The 21,363-nt window shown below is 59.5% G+C and carries 21 protein-coding genes; 5 read left to right on the top strand and 16 right to left on the bottom strand.

The features are described from left to right. Positions 1–5: 5 nt before the first annotated feature. The 5 genes from sufC to BN1241_RS10890 are packed head-to-tail and all read right to left on the bottom strand — an operon-like array spanning position 6 to position 4,442. Positions 6–752 carry a Fe-S cluster assembly ATPase SufC gene (sufC, locus tag BN1241_RS10910; protein WP_054953596.1) on the bottom strand — a complete coding sequence of 249 codons (747 nt, stop codon included), beginning with the start codon at positions 750–752 and terminating at the stop codon, positions 6–8. Positions 753–779: 27 nt separating this feature from the next. Then, positions 780–1,103, bottom strand: coding sequence for a non-heme iron oxygenase ferredoxin subunit (locus BN1241_RS10905; protein WP_054953595.1), 324 nt, complete (start codon positions 1,101–1,103; stop codon positions 780–782). After that, positions 1,100–2,284: a Fe-S cluster assembly protein SufD gene (gene sufD / locus BN1241_RS10900; protein WP_054953594.1), complete on the bottom strand. Its 1,185-nt coding sequence runs from the start codon at positions 2,282–2,284 to the stop codon at positions 1,100–1,102. The genes BN1241_RS10905 and sufD overlap by 4 nt, the downstream gene beginning before the upstream one ends. Next, entirely contained in the window at positions 2,284–3,729 is a 1,446-nt protein-coding gene (gene sufB / locus BN1241_RS10895; RefSeq protein WP_054953593.1) for a Fe-S cluster assembly protein SufB, read from the bottom strand. Before sufB ends, sufD begins: the two co-directional genes overlap by 1 nt. Next, entirely contained in the window at positions 3,726–4,442 is a 717-nt protein-coding gene (locus BN1241_RS10890) for a helix-turn-helix transcriptional regulator (RefSeq protein ID WP_054953592.1), read from the bottom strand. The genes sufB and BN1241_RS10890 overlap by 4 nt, the downstream gene beginning before the upstream one ends. A 179-nt stretch (positions 4,443–4,621) precedes the next feature. On the opposite strand from BN1241_RS10890, the gene BN1241_RS10885 reads away from it, so the two are divergent. Genes BN1241_RS10885 through BN1241_RS10875 form a run of 3 tightly spaced genes read left to right on the top strand, consistent with a single transcriptional unit; the run spans position 4,622 to position 7,197 of the window. Beyond that, positions 4,622–5,530 (top strand): ABC transporter ATP-binding protein, encoded by a 909-nt coding sequence (locus BN1241_RS10885; RefSeq protein WP_054953591.1) that lies wholly within the window; start codon positions 4,622–4,624, stop codon positions 5,528–5,530. After that, the gene (locus BN1241_RS10880) at positions 5,527–6,246 is read left to right on the top strand and encodes an ABC transporter permease (protein ID WP_054953590.1); all 720 of its coding nucleotides are present in this window, start codon (positions 5,527–5,529) and stop codon (positions 6,244–6,246) included. The genes BN1241_RS10885 and BN1241_RS10880 overlap by 4 nt, the downstream gene beginning before the upstream one ends. Before the next feature lie 6 nt (positions 6,247–6,252). Then, the gene (locus BN1241_RS10875) at positions 6,253–7,197 is read left to right on the top strand and encodes a COX15/CtaA family protein (RefSeq protein ID WP_054953589.1); all 945 of its coding nucleotides are present in this window, start codon (positions 6,253–6,255) and stop codon (positions 7,195–7,197) included. A 415-nt stretch (positions 7,198–7,612) separates the two neighbouring features. Here BN1241_RS10875 and BN1241_RS10870 read toward each other — a convergent pair whose 3' ends face one another. The 7 genes from BN1241_RS10870 to BN1241_RS10845 form a co-directional block, all read right to left on the bottom strand. Further along, positions 7,613–9,088: a Na+/H+ antiporter family protein gene (locus BN1241_RS10870; protein ID WP_077138370.1), complete on the bottom strand. Its 1,476-nt coding sequence runs from the start codon at positions 9,086–9,088 to the stop codon at positions 7,613–7,615. Positions 9,089–9,336: 248 nt separating this feature from the next. Beyond that, positions 9,337–10,110 carry an FKBP-type peptidyl-prolyl cis-trans isomerase gene (locus tag BN1241_RS10865; protein ID WP_054953588.1) on the bottom strand — a complete coding sequence of 258 codons (774 nt, stop codon included), beginning with the start codon at positions 10,108–10,110 and terminating at the stop codon, positions 9,337–9,339. Continuing rightward, a complete protein-coding gene (gene pafA / locus BN1241_RS10860; protein ID WP_230198313.1) occupies positions 10,107–11,489 on the bottom strand; it encodes a Pup--protein ligase in 1,383 nt (460 codons plus the stop codon). The genes BN1241_RS10865 and pafA overlap by 4 nt, the downstream gene beginning before the upstream one ends. Beyond that, the gene (locus BN1241_RS12430) at positions 11,486–11,659 is read right to left on the bottom strand and encodes a ubiquitin-like protein Pup (RefSeq protein WP_077138369.1); all 174 of its coding nucleotides are present in this window, start codon (positions 11,657–11,659) and stop codon (positions 11,486–11,488) included. Before BN1241_RS12430 ends, pafA begins: the two co-directional genes overlap by 4 nt. Before the next feature lie 2 nt (positions 11,660–11,661). Further along, on the bottom strand, positions 11,662–13,221 hold the full coding sequence (dop, locus tag BN1241_RS10855) for a depupylase/deamidase Dop (RefSeq protein ID WP_054953587.1): 1,560 nt from the start codon (positions 13,219–13,221) through the stop codon (positions 11,662–11,664). Continuing rightward, positions 13,218–14,885 (bottom strand): proteasome ATPase, encoded by a 1,668-nt coding sequence (arc, locus tag BN1241_RS10850; RefSeq protein ID WP_077138368.1) that lies wholly within the window; start codon positions 14,883–14,885, stop codon positions 13,218–13,220. The genes dop and arc overlap by 4 nt, the downstream gene beginning before the upstream one ends. A gap of 357 nt (positions 14,886–15,242) precedes the next feature. Then, positions 15,243–16,334, bottom strand: a complete 1,092-nt coding sequence (locus tag BN1241_RS10845; RefSeq protein ID WP_230198312.1) for a tRNA (adenine-N1)-methyltransferase — start codon at positions 16,332–16,334, stop codon at positions 15,243–15,245. 52 nt (positions 16,335–16,386) lie between these two features. On the opposite strand from BN1241_RS10845, the gene BN1241_RS10840 reads away from it, so the two are divergent. Next, positions 16,387–17,214: a RecB family exonuclease gene (locus BN1241_RS10840; protein ID WP_054953586.1), complete on the top strand. Its 828-nt coding sequence runs from the start codon at positions 16,387–16,389 to the stop codon at positions 17,212–17,214. A 53-nt stretch (positions 17,215–17,267) separates the two neighbouring features. Here the strand turns inward: BN1241_RS10840 and BN1241_RS10835 are convergent, their stop codons facing one another. The 3 genes from BN1241_RS10835 to BN1241_RS10825 all read right to left on the bottom strand — a co-directional run bounded on the left by BN1241_RS10835 (position 17,268) and on the right by BN1241_RS10825 (position 19,815). Continuing rightward, positions 17,268–17,738, bottom strand: coding sequence for a MauE/DoxX family redox-associated membrane protein (locus tag BN1241_RS10835; RefSeq protein ID WP_054953585.1), 471 nt, complete (start codon positions 17,736–17,738; stop codon positions 17,268–17,270). Beyond that, complete coding sequence (locus BN1241_RS10830; protein ID WP_230198311.1) at positions 17,735–18,871, bottom strand: hypothetical protein; 1,137 nt, start codon at positions 18,869–18,871, stop codon at positions 17,735–17,737. The genes BN1241_RS10835 and BN1241_RS10830 overlap by 4 nt, the downstream gene beginning before the upstream one ends. Before the next feature lie 101 nt (positions 18,872–18,972). Beyond that, a complete protein-coding gene (locus tag BN1241_RS10825) occupies positions 18,973–19,815 on the bottom strand; it encodes an undecaprenyl-diphosphate phosphatase (protein ID WP_082418333.1) in 843 nt (280 codons plus the stop codon). 47 nt (positions 19,816–19,862) lie between these two features. Here BN1241_RS10825 and BN1241_RS10820 point away from each other — a divergent pair, with 47 nt between their 5' ends. Then, on the top strand, positions 19,863–20,816 hold the full coding sequence (locus BN1241_RS10820; protein ID WP_054953582.1) for an aldo/keto reductase: 954 nt from the start codon (positions 19,863–19,865) through the stop codon (positions 20,814–20,816). Between the two features lie 96 nt (positions 20,817–20,912). Here the strand turns inward: BN1241_RS10820 and BN1241_RS10815 are convergent, their stop codons facing one another. Next, entirely contained in the window at positions 20,913–21,218 is a 306-nt protein-coding gene (locus BN1241_RS10815) for a hypothetical protein (protein WP_054953581.1), read from the bottom strand. Positions 21,219–21,363 lie beyond the last annotated feature (145 nt).

Genomic DNA, 21,363 nt, shown 5'->3' with positions numbered 1-21,363 from the left:
TTCTTTCACAGGTAGCGGTCGTAGCCTTCGTCTTCCAGGCGCTGTGCGAGCTCTGCGCCGCCCGAGTCAACGACCTTGCCGTTGGCGAACACGTGCACGTGGTCGGGCTTGATGTACTGGAGGATGCGGGTGTAGTGGGTGATGAGAGCGATACCGTTGTTGGTTGCCTCGTGCACGCGGTTAACACCCTCGGAGACGATGCGGAGCGCGTCAACGTCGAGGCCGGAGTCGGTCTCGTCGAGGATTGCGAACTTGGGCTGGAGGAGCTCCATCTGCAGGATCTCGTTGCGCTTCTTCTCACCACCGGAGAAACCGGTGTTGAGGTCACGCTGTGCGAAATCGTCGTCCATGCGCAGCTTCGACATCGACTCCTTGAGGTCGGAAACCCAGGTGCGGAGCGCGGGGGCTTCGCCGTCGATGGCGGTCTTGGCGGTACGGAGGAAGTTCGAGACGGTCACGCCGGGAACCTCGACGGGGTACTGCATGGCGAGGAAGAGACCTGCACGGGCACGCTCGTCAGCGGTCAGTTCCACGATGTTCTCACCGTCGAGGAGAACCTCACCCTCGGTGATCGTGTACTTGGGGTGGCCAGCGAGAGCGTAGGCGAGGGTGGACTTTCCGGAGCCGTTGGGGCCCATGATGGCATGGATCTCACCGGGGTTGATGGTGAGGTTAACGCCGTGCAGGATCGGCTTGTCGCCTTCATTTGTCTCGACCGAGACGTGGAGGTTCTTAATTTCCAGTTTGGACACGGGGGTCCCTTTCTTGTTTTTAAAGATTTAGTTCAGAGGACTGTTGGTGTCGACGAGCACGTTGCCTGATTCGAGCTTGAGCGCGTAGACGGTCACAGGGTGGATGGCAGGCAACTGACGCGGCTTACCGGTGCGCAGGTCGAAGATGGAGCCGTGCTTCCAGCACTCGATTCCCCCATCTTCCACATCCCCGTCCGACAGCGACACGTTGCCGTGCGTGCACAGATCGGAGAGCGCGTGCCAGGAACCGTCCGAGTCGCGGGCGATCGCCAGGTCCATCCCGTTGATGGTGACCTGTTCGACTTCGCCCGGCTCAAGATCGGTTTCTTGGCACACAACCTGGTATGTCATGCCTCGACGCCAGCCATTGTCTGGTCGAGTTCGATTTCGATTGCTTCCATCAGCTTCTCCTGAATGGCGGGAACACCAATCTGGTTGATGAGGGAGGCAAAGAAGCCACGGACGACAAGGCGGCGCGCGATATCCTCCGGGATGCCTCGTGCCTGCAGGTAGAACAGTTGCTCGTCGTCGAAACGGCCGGTTGCAGATGCGTGTCCAGCACCCTCAATTTCGCCCGTCTTGATTTCGAGGTTCGGAACCGAGTCGGCCTTCGCGCCCTCGGTGAGGACGAGGTTGCGGTTGAGCTCGTAGGTGTCGGTACCGGTTGCTGCAACGTCGATGAGGACGTCGCCGATCCATACGGCGTGAGCATCCTGGCCCTGGAGGGCACCCTTGTAGGTGGCATTCGAGCGGCAGTCCGGAACGCTGTGGTTGACGAAGAGGCGGTGCTCCTGGTGCTGTCCAGCGTCCGTGTAGTACGCGCCGAGCAGCTCCATGTCGCCACCCGTGCCCGTGTATTCACCATCGGTTGTGATGCGGACGATCTTGCCACCGAGGGTGACAACGATGTGGCGGATGGAAGCATCCTTGCCGAGGCGGAGGCGGTTGTTGGCGAGGTGGATGGAGTCATCCTCCCACTCCTGCACCGTCACGAACGTGAGGTGTGCGCCGTCCTTGACGTCGATCTCGATGGTCTCGGACAGCTGTCCGTCACCCTCGTGAGCAACGACGATGGTCGAGTTCGAGTTCTTCTCAGCCACGATGTGGAAGTGCAGTGCGGAGGGATCGCCGCCCTGGCCGGTCACCTTGATGAGACCCTCAACTTCAGCCTCTTCAGCAACGGTGACGACGTGCGCCTGCTCGGTGCTGTTCCAGGCCACGACCGCGGAGCGGTCGCCGGGTGCCTGGATGGTTCCGATGCGAGCATCGTCGCGGCTCACGATCTCAAGCTCGACGCCTTCAGCGGTTACCTGGGGCTTGGTGCCTTCGAGCTTATCAACGAAGAAGGGGGCGAGTTCCCGTACGGGAGTGAAGCGCCAGTCCTCTTCGGATCCGTTGGGGACCGGGAAGTCGGCTAGGTTGAACGAGGATTCACGGTCGCCACGGGACGTCCCGATAACCTGCTTGTTCAGCGTCGGGTCGTCGTTTGCCAAAACGGCGCGCGAATGATCGGTAGACAAGTTCGTCGTCATTAGCCGACGGCTCCTTCCATTTGAAGCTCGATGAGACGGTTGAGTTCGAGGGCGTATTCCATGGGAAGCTCGCGAGCGATCGGCTCAACGAAGCCACGGACAATCATTGCCATAGCTTCGGCTTCTTCCATGCCCCTCGACATGAGGTAGAACAGCTGGTCTTCCGAGACCTTCGAGACGGTGGCCTCGTGGCCCATCTCAACATCGTCAACGCGGACGTCCACGTACGGGTACGTGTCGGAGCGGGACTCGGTATCGACAAGGAGCGCGTCACAGAGCACGGTCGACTTCGAATGCTCGGCTTCGGGCATGACCTGGACAAGACCGCGGTAGGAGGCGCGGCCACCACCGCGTGCAACGGACTTCGACACGATCGACGAGGACGTGTAGGGAGCCATGTGCACCATCTTCGAACCGGTGTCCTGGTGCTGTCCCTCACCCGCGAAGGCAATGGACAGGGTCTCGCCGCGTGCGTGCTCACCCATGAGGTAGACAGCGGGGTACTTCATGGTGACCTTGGAGCCGATGTTGCCATCGATCCATTCCATGGTGCCGCCCTCTTCCACCGTGGTGCGCTTGGTGACGAGGTTGTAGACGTTGTTCGACCAGTTCTGGATCGTCGTGTAACGGACGCGAGCGTCCTTCTTCACGATAATTTCGACAACAGCCGAGTGCAGGGAGTCGGTCTTGTAGATCGGTGCCGTGCAGCCCTCAACGTAGTGAACGTAGGAGCCCTCATCAGCAATGATCAGAGTGCGCTCAAACTGACCCATGTTTTCCGTGTTGATACGGAAGTAGGCCTGGAGCGGGATCTCAACGTGAACGCCCGGCGGGACGTACACGAAGGAGCCACCCGACCACACGGCGGTGTTGAGTGCAGCGAACTTGTTATCGCCCGCAGGGATCACGGTGCCGAAGTACTCCTTGAAGAGCTCCGGGTGTTCCTTGAGAGCCGTGTCGGTATCGAGGAAGATGACACCCTGCTCTTCGAGGTCCTCGCGGATCTGGTGGTAAACCACTTCGGACTCGTACTGAGCAGCAACACCTGCAACGAGACGCTGCTTCTCAGCCTCGGGAATACCGAGACGGTCGTAGGTCTCCTTGATGTCTTCCGGCAGGTCTTCCCACGACGTGGCCTGCTTCTCCGTGGAGCGCACGAAGTACTTGATCTGATCAAAATCAATATCGGTCAGGTCAGCACCCCACATGGGAAGCGGCTTCTTGTCGAAGAGCTTCAGTGCCTTGAGGCGACGCTCGAGCATCCACTCGGGCTCGTCCTTCATGTCAGAGATGCTCCGAACCACATCTTCGTTCAGACCGCGGCGCGCATTCGCACCCGCATCATCAGAGTCATGCCAGCCGAACTTGTAGTTGCCGATCGAAGCGATCGTCTCTTCCTGTGTCATCGGCTCGCCGACACCGGCATCAGGCCGTGTCTGTGTCATTGATTTCCTTCCGTTGCGTTGTTACGCGTTGGTTTTCCCGCGGAGCGGGATGGGATCAGCAGTGGAATATGGGTAGTACAAACGTGGTCTCCGCCAGCAAGCGTAGCGAGTCTCTGGACGTGAACGCCAAGCAGTCGTGAGAATGCTTGAGTCTCCGCCTCGCACAGTTCCGGGAACTCTCCAGCAACCTGCTGGACCGGGCAGTGCCCCTGGCAGAGTTGAAGCGCCATTCCCCTCGGGCCGACGCTGCGGAGCGATGCTGCGTAGCCGTCCTGTGAGAGCTTCTTCACGAGCACTTTGGCGCGCGCTGCGGGATCCTCGCCTACCTGGTTGAGGTCCTTGCTGTAGCGGCGTTCAAGCTCGTTACTCCGTTCGGTCGCGAACTTCTCGACCTTGTCGTCACCGAGTGACTGGCGGATAAAGGAGAGCGCGTGGGCGGCAAGTTCGGAGTATTCGTTGGTCAGCTGCAGTTGCCCATCCTTCGTGGCAACGTAGTGACGGGCAGGGCGTCCGCGGCGGGCCTTCGTTGAGGGGCCGGTTTCGTGCACCTCGATGAGGCTGTCTTCTTCGAGCACACCGATGTGCCGGCGAACAGCTGCTGGTGTGAGGTAAAGAATCTTTGCGAGACTGGCGGCCGTGATCGGTCCTCGCTCAACGATGAGCTCTAAAATTGTGTCTCTCGTGCCGGATTCTGGTTCCTGAACGACTGTCATAACCTCCTCCTTTCACTCGACTTCTTTACACAACAGTTTCCTTGCTTATTTACGTAATTGCAAGCATACCGAACGTGGAGCCTGTCTCGAACGAAGAATTATCACCGTCCTATCAGTGTTTAATGAGGCGATGATCACCCCGTCCGAGACTGCCTGCCGCACGTCCTACAATGGGAGTCATGTTCACGCACGCACTCGAGGTCAAGAACCTCGTCATGACCTACGGCGATCGCACTGTCGTTGATGACGTGTCGTTTAGCGTTGAATCGGGTCGTATCGCGGTGATCCTTGGTCCGAACGGGGCTGGGAAGACGACGACCGTTGAATCGTGTGAGGGGCTCCGCACCCCCACGTCCGGAACCATTACGGTGCTGGGGCGTGACAGAGTCAGCGAGGATGCCGAGATTAGGGAGCGCGTCGGAGTCATGCTGCAGGATGGCGGACTCCCCCAGGCAGTCAAGGCCGGTACCGTCCTCACGCACATCTCACGCCTGCACCGCAACCCCCGCTCAGTTGACGAGCTCCTCGACCTGCTTGCCTTGAGGGAACATGCGAACACGAAGGTGCGGCACCTTTCCGGTGGTCAGCGCCAACGGCTCTCACTGGCCTGCGCACTCGTCGGTAATCCTGAACTTGTCTTCCTTGACGAACCGTCGGCCGGCATGGATCCCGCCTCGCGGCGCACCATGCACGCAATCGTGCGGGATCTCGCTGACTCTGGAACCACGGTCGTGCTCACCACGCATCAGATGGATGAGGCAGAGGCACTGGCGGATCAGGTGATTGTCATGAGGGGTGGGCACATCATTGCTGATGGCCCGGCGGACGGTCTCCTCGGTGGGCGTTCCATTTGGATCGAGTCGGACTCAGCCGCTCAGATCGAATCGCTTCTCACGGGTGCCCTGCCGGGCTTCCGTTCCCGGATTCGGGATTCCTATCTGGAAATGTATCGGGACGGTGCCGCCACCACGGAAGACCTCGGCCGCGTAGCAGCCGTTCTCACCGATCACGGCATCCTCGATGTCAGTGTTGCCCTGCGCGCCCGCTCCCTTGAAGATCTCTATTTTGACCTGGTGGAGACGGTATGACAGTCCTCGCACAAACAAAGTTTGAGACAGCCACGATTCTCCGCAACGGGGAACAGCTTCTTCTCAACATTCTGTTTCCCATTGCAGCTCTCGTTACTCTGACCAAGGTTCCCGTCATCGGCGGGCAGTCGTTGCCCATCAATCTCGCATACGCCTCGGCTCTGGCGCTCGCATGGGCGTCCACCGCGTTTTCTTCGCAGGCGATTGCCGTGGCTTTTGATCGGCGCTGGGGCGTGCTCCGCATGCTTGCCACAACGCCACTCGGTGCCCGCGGCCTGTTCGCCGGCAAGTTCGGTGCCATCACCATCGTCGCCCTCGTCCAGGCCGCCATCCTCACCCTCGTCGGACTGTTCCTTGGCTTCGGGATCAATGTGGGGGCGGTTGCTCCCGGCGCCCTGTTCCTCATTCTGGGGCTCGCCGGTTTCCTCGGACTCGGGCTACTGATTGGCGGCACGATGAAGCCCGAAGCTGTGCTCGCTGTCGCGAATCTGCTGTGGGTGGTCATGGCCGGACTCGGAGGACTGCTCCTCCCCTTGTCTGAGTATCCGTCCTGGTGGGGAACTGTCCTGAGCTACACTCCCCCGGGCGCTCTTGGTGAGGGACTCCGCTCCCTTGCGAGCGGTGAGGGATACCTGAACTATCTCGTTGTTCTGGCAGGATGGGCAGTGGGTGGGGGTCTGCTCGCAGCCTCCCGCTTCCAGTGGGACTCAAAGTAGGAAAACATGTACGTCGACAAGACCACCCGTAATCTCGCGATAGCGAATCTCATTGCACAGATCGGCATTATTCTCACCGGCGGACTCGTTCGTCTCACCGGTTCAGGACTGGGATGCTCCCAGTGGCCCATGTGCGAACCCGGTAGCTTCACCCCAGAGTTCCACGAAGCACTAACCATCCACCCGTACATTGAGTTCGGCAACAGGCTTCTCACGTTCGTGCTCAGCATCATTGCCGTGCTCCTCATTGTTGCCGTCTACAAGAGAGAACCAACCGCTTCGCGTCCCGAGATCAAGAAGCTGTCGTGGTTGCCCCTTGCCGGCATCATTCTCCAGGCTGTTGTTGGCGGCGTTACCGTCTGGGTTGATCTGCATCCTGCCGTTGTTGGTAGCCACATGCTGATCTCCCTCGCTCTCGTCGCGGTCTCCGCCTACCTGATTTGGCGTCTTGAGAGTCCCGATACGAAGCCCATCCAGCTCGCTTTTTTCACCCGTCCGCTCAGCATTGTTCTCGGCCTGTCTGCGACCCTGCTCGTCAGTCTCGGTGTTGTCGTCGCGGGTGCCGGCCCGCACTCGGGTGATGAGAATGCTCCCTACCGGTGGGCGATGGATACCGTTGCCATCACCCGCACCCATTCCGGATCGGCATGGCTCTTCACCGCCATCACCCTCATCGGCCTCGTTCTCATCATTCGCCACCAGAAAACTCACCCCACGACAGACGTCGAGACTGCGAAGAAAGCCTGGTACGGCATTCTCACCGTTACGATCCTCGAGGGCATCGTCGGCTATATTCAGCACGCAACGAACCTTCCCGAGGCTCTCGTTGCAGTCCACATGGTGCTGGCGGCACTGCTTGTCATGACGGTCACCTGGGGCATTTCCACCCTCCACCCCCGTCCGGTACCCGTCAACCAGCACCTCACTTCCGAAGCCCAAGCGATCAATTAGTAGGCTACGGTCCGCAGCTCGGCTCAGATAGAGAAACTGCGATAGGGCGATTGCGAAATCACTGGGGATTGGCTTGCAGGTTACACAATTCGTTGACCGAGCCTGTCACAAACAAATCCCCCAGTCGCCTGACAAACGGCGAACAGGGGGATCAGTTTTCGATTTGTGTAATCCGAACCAGGTGTTCGAATTTCCGATTAGTAGCTGCGCGCCCGGCTCCCACTCCCCAACCGGTAAATACCAGGAACAATGCTCCCTTACTCGTGAGAGTTCAAGAATACTCAGGTTGAACAGAACCCGGTTCGCGATGATTGAGTCGTAGAAGTTCTTAGAGATAAGACTGCGGGCCCGTCATTGACGGGCCCACGAGCATCTCGATTCCCCTGTCTACTGACGGACAGGAAGGGGAACTGTTTTATAGCATCAGTGCCGCGATCCAGGCGAAGAGAAGCATGCCGATGTTGCAATGCAGGAAGGTGGGGATAACGGAGTCCTTGATGTGGTCGTGCCGCCCATCAGCATTCAGACCCGCCGTCACTCCGAGGGAGATCGTCGAGGCTGGTGACCCGGCATCACCCAATGCGGCTGCTGCACCGAGGAGGCAGATCGTGGCCAGAGGGCTGAATCCGAGCTCGAGTGCGAGCGGAATGTAGATCGGTGCGAGGATCGGAACGGATGCGAAGGAGTCACCGAAGCCGATGGTGATGAAGAGGCCGATGGCAAGCATGAGGAAGGAACCGAACACCTTGTTACCACCAACAAAATCTGCGGTGGCACTAATGAGGGGCTCAATATCACCGGTCTCGGCAAGGAGGCCCGCGAAGCCGGAGGCAACGGTGATGATGACACCGATCGTTGCCATCATGAGCAGGCCCTGAGTGAAGACATCATCCTGCTCCTTCCACCGGAAAATGCCGCCGATGCTGAGCAGAATGAAGCCGACCATGGCTCCAAGCAGGAGCGAGTCGAAGGCGATCTGGAAGTAGAGAACGGCAGCAAGTGCTGCCGCGGTCATGATCAGCGGGAACGGCCTGATCGACGTTGTTTCGGTAGCCTCCGTCACGACGGAGCCCCGGACGGGTGCTTCGTAGGTGCGCTTCTTGCGGTAGCTGATTGTGACGGCGACGATCATGCCGGCCACGAGGCCCATGACGGGCCAGAACATGGCCTTGGGAGCCATGGTGGCGGTGGCGGTGAGGCCGTGTTTGGCACCGAACTCGTTAACGTTAGCCAGCAGGATCTCGTTCAGGTAGATCGCACCAAAACCGGTGGGAAGAAGCAGGTACGAGGCACTCATCGAGCAAGCGAGGATGCACGCAACTGCACGCCGATCAACCTGCAATCTGTTGAACACTCCGAGGAGGGGTGGGATGAGGATGGGGATGAAGGCGATGTGAACCGGGACGAGGTTCTGTGACAGGAGTGAGGCAAGAATAAGAATTCCGTACAGGGCCCACTTCACGCCGGTCGACGTTTTTCCTTCGTCGGTTCCGACCTTGCGCGAGACCCAAGTCGCGAACATTTCGATCAGTCCGCTGCGGGATAGTGCAACGGCTAGAGCACCGACCATGATGTAGGTGAGACCAACCTGTGCGCCAACAAGGAGGTTGTCGTTGAAGGCAGTCAGGGAGCCTTCAACTCCCATGCCCGCCTGCAAACCGCCTAGCATCGCAGCTACCAGGAGTGCGATCGTGACCGGAACCTTGATGAGGCAGAGCGCGGCCATGGCAATGATGGCGAGCACGACGGCATTGACGTGATGGCCGGTGATCTCAAACAGTCCGTACACCAGTCCCAGGCTGACGATTGTGATGAGCGCGTGACGCGGCATCACCTCGTTCCAGCCAATCGGCTGATCTTTTGTTGCCACGTCTTCAGTTTTCACACTCATGGGGCTCCTTTCGCCACGTCATGGTAACGCGCAGGGCCCCAGGTAAGCCCTCTCGGCCATCTGGTGGATGGTTATGTTTGGTCACATCCGTCCTGACTGGCTCACTCGGACTTTGCCAGTGATTTGACGTGCCGCTTCCGTCGACATGGGTGGGTCGCCCGTTTCGCACAATATCGACCACTATCATTACGAGCGTTTGATCGTTGTCACCACAGTTCAGGAAAACTTGGTTTGTGAGGCTGCGTGCTTCAGTTGATTGCGAGGGGGTCGACAATCGCGATGAGATCGCGTGTGCCCTGGGCTTGTCCGGCCGGGATCTTGATGAGAAGCCGTGAACCAACCGGTGTTTCGGTTACCCCGGTTCTGATCCCCTCCATGGTTCCCTCCAGATCCAGCAGGATGGGGCCCTGCTCCCAGGTCGAGTCCAGGAGGTCCCCCGTGGACGCCTCGTACAGGGAGTATTGAACGTAAACTTCGTCATCCGCTGCAATCTGGGGGCCGGTGCCTCGGATGGCGATTGTGGTGCTCAGAGAGTTGACTGTGCCGGGGCCCGACAGTTCGGGCACTCCGGCTTCGTTTACTTGGATCACCGGTTCGCTCGTGATCTCGCGATCCTCGCCGTGGGCGGTGGTGTAGAGCAGGTCGAGGACAATGATTTCGGCTCCGCCCTCCTGGGGATTCACCTCGATGATCCGTGTACCCTCGCTCTCACCGATCGTCTCCAGGGGCGATTCTTCTGCTGGGCCGAGGATGATGTCACCTCCCGCAAGGACCTGACCATCGTCATCAAAAGAAGTTGCGGTGTAGAGGATGGTTGTGTCGGCCGCGATGGCTCTCCCGCTTCCCTCCTCAACGAGGCGGGTTTGCTCGCTCGGGAGCTCTCCCGACACGGTGGTGATGGTAGGGGAACCGAGGTCTCCCCCGGTTTCGACTGAGAAAGGGGTATCATCAGTCGGCTCCTCGCCCGGTCCCTGGGAGCAGGCTCCCAGGGCTAGAACGAGTGTGGCGAGGACACGTTTCACACGTGCTCCAGGAGTTCATCCACCCGCTCATCCACCGCCGAGAACGGGTCCTTGAGCACAACGGTGCGCGCCCCATCCGCCTCCAGTAGGCGCAGATTCATCCAGTCCACCATGAAGTCCCTGCGAGCATCGGTCGCTGCCTTGACGAACTTGCCGCGCAGTGCCGCACGGGTGGTTGCGGGCGGGTGGTCAACAAAGTGGCGGGCGGTCTCTTCTGACACGAGCCGGTCGAGCAGGCCCTGGTTTGTCATGGTGAGGAAGAGTCCCGAGGTGGGTGAAATATCGTGGTAGGCGAGCTCAAGGCGTGCCAGTCTCGGATCGTCCCATCCGGTGCCGGCCTTGGTCCGGTACCGGTCAAGCAGGTGAAGTTTCGCCACCCAGTCAAGCTTGGTCGACACCTTGTCGAGGTTGCGCTGCTCGAGCGCATCGAGTGCCTCGAGCCAGAGGTTTGCGAGCGATATTCGGGTCTCGTCGAGTTCTGTGAAGTAGTTGAGGGACTCATAGTGCGAGTGAGCTGCCTCAGCGAATTCACGTTGGATCTCGAGAGCGGTCCGGTACCCTCCATCTTCCAACTCCACCCGCGCGGTCAGGGTGATGTCGTGGGAGATGTCCCGGATTGCCTGCATGGGATCGCGGAGCTTCTGCTTCGGCATGATGACGCCGTCTTCAAGCATGACGAGCAGCATCTCGGTCATCGCAAATTTCAGTGCCGTCACGGTCTGGGACATGTTCGTATCTCCCACAATGACGTGCATGCGGCGATACATCTCGATATCACCGTGGGGTTCGTCGCGGGTATTGACGATCGGACGGGACCGGGTCGAGGCGGAGGAGATGGCGTCCCACATGTGGTCCGCACGCTGCGACAGTTCGAAGGTCGCGCCGTCTGGTTGACGGCGGATGTGCCCGGCACCGGTGAGGACTTGGCGGGTGATGAAGAAGGGAATGAGGGAGTCGACACGGGAACGGAAGTCGCGTCTCCTGCGGAGCAGGTAGTTCTCGTGACAGCCGTATGAGTTCCCTGCGGAATCAACATTGTTCTTGATCAGGTGCAGTCGCTCGATCGAGCCCTCTTCCGCGAGCTTCGCGTTCGCATCATCTGCCATCGACTGGTAGATGAGGTCACCTGCCCGGTCGAGGGCAACGAGATCGGTGATCGAGACGCACTCTGCGGATGCGTACTCGGGGTGCGCTCCAACATCAAGGTAGAGTCGTGAACCGTTGCTGAGGAAGGTGTTGGTGGACCTGCCCCACTCCACGACCTTGCGGAACAGTATCTGGGCTGATTCTTCACCCGTGAGTTGGGAGGGTTCGCCCGTGGTCGTGGCGCTGGTGAGACCGTATTCGGTCTCCACTCCCATGACCCTTTTCGGGATCACTGTCCGCCCTTTTGGACGAAGCCCTGCACGAATGCTTCAGCGTTGGTTTCGAGCACGGAATCGATCTCGTCCAGCAGTGAATCGATGCCTTCGTGTTCGATGGACTTCGCCTGCACCTCCTGGGGTGCGTTCTTCTGCGTCTGTGTTTGCTTACTGATTCTTTCCTGCATGGCTAGCTCCTCAGTGTGTTAAGAAAAGTTGCGATCGTCGGTGCATTCAGTGCATCACCAACGAGTTCCTTCGTTCCTGCCAGGGGGTTCAAGGTCGGGATACGCAGGAGGGATTCCTCCCCCGTCTCAACCGTGATCGAATCCCACGATGCGGCATGCACCTGACCGGGATAGGTCTTGATCAGGGAACCGCGCACGAATGCGCGAGTGTTCTCCGGCGGGTTCGTCGCCGCGTTAAAGACTTGATCTGGTGTGAAGAGACGATCGATACGTCCGGCCCGATCGAGGCGGTCCACGATCGAACGTCCAGCCCTCAGATCGTGCCACTGCAGGTCGAAAGCCACGACCTTGGGATCATTCCAGGGGAGGTTGCCGCGCGAACGAAGCCCCTCGAGCATCTGCATCTTCGCCACCCACTCGATCTTGCTCGCGGCCGAATACACGTCGGTAGAAAGCAATTCAATCACCTCGTCCCACGTGTCGAGCAGGAAGCGGGTTTCGTCATCGAGTTCGCCGGCTGCGGTCATGGCGGTGCGGCACATACGAGCGTAGTGAGCCTGGATTTCCAGTGCCGTCGCACTACTACCATCCCGGAGTGCGATCTTGTGGGTGAGGCTCGTGTCGTAAGAGACTTCCTGCGTCTCCCACACCGGGCTCGCAATAGCGAGGGAATCGAGCTCGAGGCCCGCTCCCCCGTTCTCAAGCAACCACAGCACAGCCGACGTGGTGCCGAACTTGAGGAAGTTCGAGTAATCGAACAGGTTCGCGTCCCCACCTATCACGTGGAGGCGGCGCCAGTTTGATGCGGCATGCGGTTCGTCGCGGGTGTTGATGATAGGGCGATTAAAGGTCGTTTCCAGCCCAATATCGTTCTCGACGTAGTCTGCACGCTGAGAGATCTGGAACCCCGGCTCCTCGGATCGTTGACCAAGGCCAACGCGTCCCGCTCCGCACAGGACCGGGCGGGTGACAAAGAAGGGAACCAGTGCGGCAACGAGATCATCAAAATCGACGTTGCGATCGACGAGGTAGTTTTCGTGCGAACCGTAGGTCGCGCCCTTACCGTCAACATTGTTCTTATACAGCGTGGCCTGCGTGCCCTGCCCGGCAAGGATATCCATCGCGTCCCGTGCGATGTGCTCCCCCGCCCTGTCGTACAGCACCGCATCGAGTGGACCAAGAGTTTCGGGGCCCGAATACTCAGGGTGAGCATGATCAACATAGAAGCGGGCGCCGTTGGTGAGGACGGTGTTGGAGGCGCGCGGCAACTCCAGTTCCGCCTCGCTTGGACGCCGCACGCTCGTCGGGCCCGATGGCGCCATGGCATTCGGATTATCGGTGAGCATGGACGGATCGGCAGCTGCTCGCTCAATGCGGTAGCCGCGAGCATCGTTCAACGGATCCTCACCCCGATAGTCCCACCGGATGGGGCCGGACGGACTTCCCTCACCGGCGCTCGCGTACGCGTCGACAATGTAGGCGGAATATTGGATCGGATTGATCGGCTGGTCTGCCAGGATCCCAAACTCGGTTTCGGTACCGATGACGCGGCGAACGGTCACAGCTTCCCTCCCCAATCAACACCTTCAAACGAATGCGCGGGCGACGAAAGGTCGTCACCCTCACTCCTACCACCCGAAGCGTGATCCGCGCCGTGTGCCCTTGCGTTTGATGCGGGTTCCAGTTCCTGCCGGGCCTGGTGCTGGCCCGCGAGGGAGCGAACGAAGGTGACGCGGCGGTTCGGGCGTCCATTAACCCTGGCCCATTCATCCGGGTTCGTGACACCAGCGATGTCTTCGTTCTGGCGGATCTCCTGGTCGAGCGCTGTCAGCAGGTGCTGAGTCTTGATCCCGCGCTCGCCGGTGTTGAGCAGTTCCTTGATGGCAAGGGTCTTGGCTCGATCAACGAGACCCGCGATCATCGCGCCGGAGGCAAAGTCGCAAAGGTAGAGGGTTTCGATTGCACCATCGGCATACGTGATCTCGACGTACTCGGTTTCTGGCACGCGAGCGAAGAGAGCATCGATGGCCGTGTTGATCATCGCGGAGACTGCCCCCTGCGGCGATCCGTTGCGGGCCAGTTCGGTTTCGTGGATCGGCAGGTCCGCGGTCAGGTACTTGGCCATGATGTCGGCAGCACCGTCGCGCGTGGGTCGTTCGATCCGGATCTTGATATCGAGGCGTCCGGGGCGCAGGATCGCGGGGTCGATCATGTCCTCGCGGTTGGAGGCACCGATGACGATCACATTATCAAGCGATTCAACGCCATCAATCTCCGCAAGCAACTGAGGCACGATCGTTGTCTCCGCATCGGAGGACACACCGCTACCACGGGTCCGGAAGAGAGCTTCCATCTCGTCAAAGAAAATGACGACCGGGTATCCGCCCGAAGCTCGTTCACGAGCGCGCTCAAAGATCTCTCGGATCTGGCGTTCGGTTTCACCGACGTACTTGTCGAGGAGTTCGGGGCCTTTGACGTTGAGGAAGTAGGCGCGGTCGTCACCCGTCGTGTCAGCGAGGCTCGTGGCGACGGCCTTGGCGATGAGTGTCTTTCCGCATCCGGGAGGCCCGTAGAGAAGAACGCCCTTCGGTGGTTTGAGTCCGTGGTCACGGTAGAGCTCGGGGTGCTCGAACGGCATTTCGACCGAGTCTCGGATCTGTTCGATCTGGGGACCGAGTCCGCCAATGTCGGAGTAGGAGATGTCGGGGATTTCTTCGAGCAGGAGCTCTTCGACATCCGGCCTTTCGAGCAGTTCGTACACGAAGCCGTACTCGAGGTGGGCACGGAGTGAATCGCCGGGTCGAATATTTTGTGCGATGAGTGGGTCGGCGATGCGGAGTACCTGCTCGGCATGGTTCGTAGTCACGAGGACCCGGTCCTTGCCGATGATGAGCTTGGCGGTCACAACATCACCGGTCTCGGGGAATCCGAGACCTTCCAGGACGACGAGCTGCTCTGACATGCGGAGGATTTGCCCGGGGCGGAGCGTTCCCGCACCGCGATCAACGGTCACCTGCATGTACCGCCCGCTCAGGAGGATCCGTGCGGTGTTGTCGAGTGCGGAGGAGATGAAGATGCCGTAGGGGCTGGGCGGGGAGGCGAGTGCTTCGAGCCGCTCGTCCATCTTCTTCAGTTCCTCACGAGCCCCGGCAAGTGCCGCGGCCAGCTTCTCATTCTGACGGATGAGGAGCGTCACCTGCTCGTTCGTACTGCTCGCTGAGCTCATCAACTTCCTCTCATCTGGTCATTCCAGTATCTCGCAGCTCCAGGCACGTGTCGACGTGGGTCAGCCCACGCCTGAGCGGACACCACCTGGACAATATTCCTCGAGCATACTCCTTATGCGTTGGTGGGCCTTCGGAGTGCTGGCATGGTGGACAGGCACCACCTTGGTTTCCATAGGAGTAGGTATCGCGCGCTGCAAACTCTCAACCACACACACCGGCACACCTGTCATGCACCACCGGCAATGCCGCCCCAAACCCCGCACACGGTTCTTGTCACAGTATTCTGTACCCGGAACTTGTGCCCGGAGTTTGGCTCTCGTGCTCGGAGATCGGACCTTGTGCTCGGATCAGAAAACTCAGCGGCGCTCGTTCGTTTCTTCGTTATCGCTATCCGGATCGGCCGTAGCGACGTCGGGGAGCTGATCGGCGTTTTCGTCCTCTTCGGGGATGTGAGAGGAGCCGGTTTGTTCCATGAGGCGCCGCTGATTGATGTCGCGCAGCACCCTGCGGAGCTTCTTGGGAGACATCTCGGGCTCGGTCATGGGAGGGGGGCTCTCGTCTTCCCATGGCATGGTGTCCGAATAGGCAAGTTTCGCAGGACGTCGCTTCTCCAGCAGCGGTTCGCTTCCGGGTGCGAGCCTGCGTGCCGTGATGAGGAATCCGGTGTGCGCAACCATCCGGTGATCCGGACGGACGGCCAACCCCTCCAAGTGCCACGTACGCACCAAAGTTTCTGTTGCTTCGGCTTCCGTGAAAGAAAAGGTTTTCCGCAGGTCTTCAACGAATCGTGACATTTGCGTGGTCGTAGCGACGTACGCGAGAATGACACCTCCGGGACGAAGCACGCGAACAGCTTCGTCGAGGTTCTCCCAGGGGGCGAGCATGTCCAGTAACACGTGATCGACGGACTGGGCTTCCATATCCCTCAGCACGTCGTTCAGGTCACCGAGTTCCACAGTCCACGGCGGAATCGTGTCCCCATACCAGCTTTCGACATTGCCGACGGCGATGGTGGCAAATTCTTCGCGCCGCTCAACGGAATGAACGTGACCGTCCGGTCCGGTGGCTTCCAGGAGCGAGAGTGTGAGCGCACCCGAACCAACGCCTGCCTCAACAACCTTTGCGCCCGGGAACACGTCTGCCACGGAAATGATCTGGGCTGCGTCTTTGGGGTAGATGGGTGTGGCACCGCGTGGCATGGAGAGGACGTAGTCGCTGATAAGGGGGCGGAGCGCGAGGAGCCGGTGCCCGTCATTCGTATCCAGCACGGAGCCTTCCGGCTGGCCAATGATGGCGCTGTGTCGGAGCCTGCCGCGTCCGGACTGGAAGTAGCCGTCGTGGGTGAGCATGGTGGTATATTTTCTGCCCTTCACATCGGTGAGCTGCACTCGCTCTCCCGCACGGAAGGGGCCGCGTCGCCGGTCGGCACCTGAGGGATGAATAGTCACAGTGGACCAGTCTACCGACTGTTCCTCACCGTCCCTTCGCTAGGCTAGTCACATGCGTTACCAACCAGCTCTTTCAGTATCTCGACTGAATGACTTCAAGCAGTGCCCGCTCAAGTTCCGTTACCGGGTGATCGACAGGATTCCCGAGCCGCCCTCGTCGGCCGCCACGAAGGGCACCCTCGTCCATTCCGTACTCGAGCACCTGTTCGATCTGCCTGCCCAGGATCGCACCGTTCATCAGGCAACCAATCTTCTGGAGCCGCAGTGGGCCGCTCTGGTTGAACGCGATCCCGAAGTTCAGAAGCTGTTTGAAGAAGAGTCTTTCAGTGAGTGGCTGGATTCGGCACGGAACCTGGTGCGCACGTATTTCAATCGGGAAAATCCGACCATGCTCAATCCCTCCCGTTCCAATCGGGAACGGATGATCACCGTTGAGCTGGACTCGGGGATCCGTTTCCGCGGTGTTATTGACCGTGTCGATGTTGCGCCATCGGGTGACTTGAGGGTCGTGGACTATAAGACGGGGAAGATGCCCGGGCCGATGTATCAGAACGAGGCACTGTTCCAGATGAGAGCGTACGGTCTGCTCCTCAAGTACGACCAGGACAAAGAACCACTCCAGTCCCAGATCATCTACCTCGGTTCGGACTCAACTCTGACCTACTGGACTGACGCAAACGACAGCACCCAGGTCGAAGAGAACATCGTCGGGATCTGGAATCAGATCCTGGACTGCCTCGATCAGGGGCAGTTCCCGCCCCGCACCTCAAAACTGTGCGACTGGTGCAATTTCAAGGACATCTGCCCAGCCTTTGGTGGTCAGGAACCACCCATGAGCGAGGAGGGCGTCGCGAAGCTCAGAAGGGTTGCTCTAACTTAAGCAGAACCAAACTAACGCCTAACCAGACAGGTTTCACGCTGTTGAAGGCGTGACTATACGCGGTAGTGGCGTGATGCTGATACCACTTCGCAGGCGATGACAACGGCAAAGGGAACAAAGGCAAGGAGCTCGACCAGTCCCGTGTAGGTCCAGCCCAGCCCCATGATCGCAAGCACGAGAATTGCCACGTTTCGCAGCACGGTCAGATTCGTGATCGGGCGGGGCCTGACTGACAGGCACGCGCACACGCTCCCCCTGGCCCGGATAATGAGCACCAGATAGATCGCTGCGAGAAGAACTCCTGCACCGCCTACCACCCAGGCAGTGATGCCGCGAGCAAAGACGAGTCCCACAACGAGCAGAAGCTGAGTGGCTAGGTGCGCCCATGCAACAGCCGGCCTCATGAGGGGTGAGGGCAGATGCAGGTCCCGCATCTGCCCCAGCATCGATCGTGGCATTCCCCTGACGCTGGTGGCGGCCGACAGTGCGAGAATCAGGGCCCAGAGGAGGGCCGCGATGCTCACGACAGGCTGACTCCCAGGAGTGCCTGGCACATGTCCTTGAACAGTGCGGCACCATCGCGGTCGTCGTTGTATTCGTTCGTTTCCGCCCACTCATCGATCACCGCGAGGGCGCCCGGGGTGTCGAGATTGTCGGAGAGCCGTTCGCGGACCTTGGCCAGAAGTTCCGCGGCACCGGCACCACCCGTGTGGTGAACGCGACGCCAGCGGGTCAACCGGCGCTCGGCACGGTCCAGGTCCTCATCCGTGTACTCCCAGTCCGAGTTCCACAGGTGACCAAGAAGTACGAGACGCACCACCATGGGTTCAAAACCACGTTGCAGGAGACGGGAAACGAGGACGAGGTTGCCGAGCGATTTGCTCATCTTGTGGCCCTCGAAGGCGACCATGCCGATGTTCATCTGCCCCCGCACGTTGACCTCGGGGTGGAAGTCAGCCATGTGCAGCAGCGACATTTCCTGGTGCGGGAAGACAAGGTCGGCGCCGCCGCCCTGAATATCGACCGTCTCGCCCAGGTAGTCGCGTCCGATGAGAGCGCATTCGATGTGCCAGCCCGGACGCCACGCACCTGCCCGAGCTCCTTCGGACTGGAAGTCGCCGTCCTTGACGCCCTTCCAGATGATCGGGTCGAGCGGATGCTTCTTGCCCGGACGGTCGGGGTCTCCCCCGTTTTCCCGGAACACTGAAATGAGATCCATGCCCTCCAGGTGGTAGGAACGATAGTCGTCGTCGCTCGTCTCGAGGTAGTAGTCGGTGCGGCCGTCCTCGGTGAGGCCGTATGCGCGGCCTTCCTCGATCAGTTCCTTCACTTCGTCAACGAGAGGATCAATAATCTCGGATACAGCAACCCAGTTGGTGGGTGGGATGACGTTGAGGGTCTCCATGTCCGTACGGAAGAGCTCAATCTGAGAATCGGCCAGCTCCCGCCACGACACATCGGTTTCTTCGGCACGTTCGAACAGCGGATCATCAATGTCGGTGATGTTCTGGGCGTAGTTCACGTTGAGTCCGGCGTCCAACCACGTGCGCACCAGAATATCGAACGATACGTAGGTGAAGGCATGACCGAGATGGGTCGCGTCGTACGGGGTAATCCCGCATACGTACAGATTGGCATCCGAACCGGTTACGGACACCCGCTCTCCAGTACGAGTGTCGAGTACACGCAAGGTGGGCGCAGTCCCCGGCAGAGAGGGGACTTGCGGAGCCGGCCACGAACGCATAGAAACCTTTCTGGTCACAGTGCCTCCAGCACGCCCATTGCCAGCAGAGCAACGACGACTGCGGCGAGTGTCAGGCGATAGAGAACGAACGGGAGATAAGACTTGGTTGAGATCAGCTTAAGGAACCAGACGATGACTATGTAACCAACAATGAAGGACACCACAGTTGCCACGAGCGTGGGTGTGGCTCCAACTTGAGGGCCGGAACCATCGTCAGAAATCAGTCGGTAAAGTCCCGAGCCGAGCACCGCAGGAATTGCGAGCAGGAAGGAAACGCGTGCCGCAGCTTCCCTCGTGTATCCCAAAAGCAAGCCGATCGTGATCGTGCCACCCGAACGAGAAACACCGGGAATCAGTGCCATTGATTGGGCAAAGCCCAGGATCAGGCCGTCCTTCATCGACAGATCAGTTTCGCCTAGGCGCTGCTTGCCGAGGCGGTCTGCGAGGCCCAAAAACACCGCAAATAGGGCGAGCATGAGGGCAGTGAGGTAGAGGTTGCGGAAGACGGAATCGATCGCGTCTTCCAGGAAAAGACCGAGCACCACAATCGGGATTGTGCCAATTATCACGATCCAGCCCATGCGAGCATCGTGCGGATCCGCGGGCGTGCGGTCCTTCCACGGGCCGAACGGCAAAGCGTTGAACCAAGCTTTAATAATCCGCCAAATATCGTGGCGGAAATAGAGGACGACAGCCAGTTCGGTGCCGATCTGGACCACTGCCGTGAACGTCACTCCCGGATCCCCCAGTGAAGGGAACAGCTCCCCCACGATGCGCAAATGCGCGGATGAAGAGATTGGCAGGAACTCGGTCAGTCCCTGAACGAAGCCAAGAATGACCGCTTCAATAATTCCCATAGCGATACCTTAAGCCTCTCCCACGGCTCATGCAGTAGGCTCACAGTGTGAGAAAACGCAAGCTTGGTTCGATCGGTACCTATGTCACAGCCCTCGGGCTCGGTACCCTCACATGGGGACGCGACACAACGCCGGATGATGCGGAACAGCAACTCGACATGTTTCTAGATGCAAACGGTTCCGTTATTGATAGCTCACCCTATTTCGGGGGTGGAGAAGCAGAGCATGTGCTCGGCGAGCTTCTCCAATCCCACGTCGATCGAGATACCCTCCACATCGTGTCCCGGGCCGGTCTTGGACCCGATGGCGTTGATGCCTCCCGGTCCAGTCTCGAGAGGTCCGTGACAGCATCGCTGGCGACTCTCGGCACCGACTGGATTGACACCCTCATCCTGGCGGCACCCGACCAGTCAACCCACTACGAAGAAACGGCCGACGCACTCGCCGCTCTCACCCACCGGGGACTCATCCACGGGGTTGGGCTCGGAAACTGCCCGGGGTGGTATGCGGGAATCATGTCGACACTCCTGGCCGAGCGAGGCGTCAGGCTGTCCGCACTACATGTCGAATACAACCTTTTGCAACGCGGCATCGAACGCGAACTCATTCCGTTCGCGGAGCATGCCCAGGCGGGCATCATGGTCTGGTCGGCTCTAGGTCGCGGGGTTCTCGCCGGCCGCTACCGACACTCGATCCCACCCGACTCCCGTGCCGCCTCCCCACACTTTGCGAGCTTTGTCGAACCCTATCTGGGTGACAAGTCCCGGCAGATCGTCGAGGCAATCGCGACAGCGGCGGACGGACTCGGAGTCGACATTGCGACCGTGTCCCTCGCCTGGGTGCTGTCTCGCCCCCACGTGTCCGTTGCCTTCATCGGCCCCCGCACCGCGGCCCAGCTCAATGCGATCCTCGCCGATTTGGATGAAGAAATGCCGGACGCTGTCCTCGAAGCCCTGACCGACGTCACTTCTCAGACGTGGGGATATCCCGAGCGGTTCTAAACCCTGGCATTTCATCCAAAATCTTAAGGTAAAGCGGTGGGGACAGTTCCGTTTCTGGAAACTGTCCCCACCGCAAACAGTTATGTCGTCGACATCTTAGTCGTCTAACGGCTCAAGATCGTCGTCATCGAAGTCATCCTCGAAGTCGTTATCATCATCGTCAAAGTAGTCTTCATCATCGTCGTCTTCGTCGTCATGATCCTCGTCCTCGTACACGTCGAACGGAAGTTCAATCCCGTAATTCGTGAAGACGGAGTCGTCGTACACCAGGTAGGCGTCAGCAAGGTTATCCATTGCTTCGATGACCGAGTCGGCATCGGGGTCCTGCGTGTTTGCGGCGGTATCGTGAAACGCTTCAAGAGCCCCAATGAGGCGATCAAGTGCGGTACGCGGATCAATCATGTCAAGATCCTATCTCGAAAATGGCATGGGGGCACGCCCGGCTCTCAAGAAATCGTGCAAGGAAGAACGACTACCAAACATTGGTTACTCATGCGCTCAAGCGACCATTGATCTAAGAAAAACGACAAGATCAAGAACTCTCAAA

It is taken from the genome of Flaviflexus massiliensis, from assembly GCF_001375495.1.
In the GTDB taxonomy this organism is placed as follows: Bacteria; Actinomycetota; Actinomycetes; order Actinomycetales; family Actinomycetaceae; genus Flaviflexus; species Flaviflexus massiliensis.
Note: the sequence above shows the minus strand (reverse complement) of the source record. Positions and strands in the feature narration are given on the sequence as shown.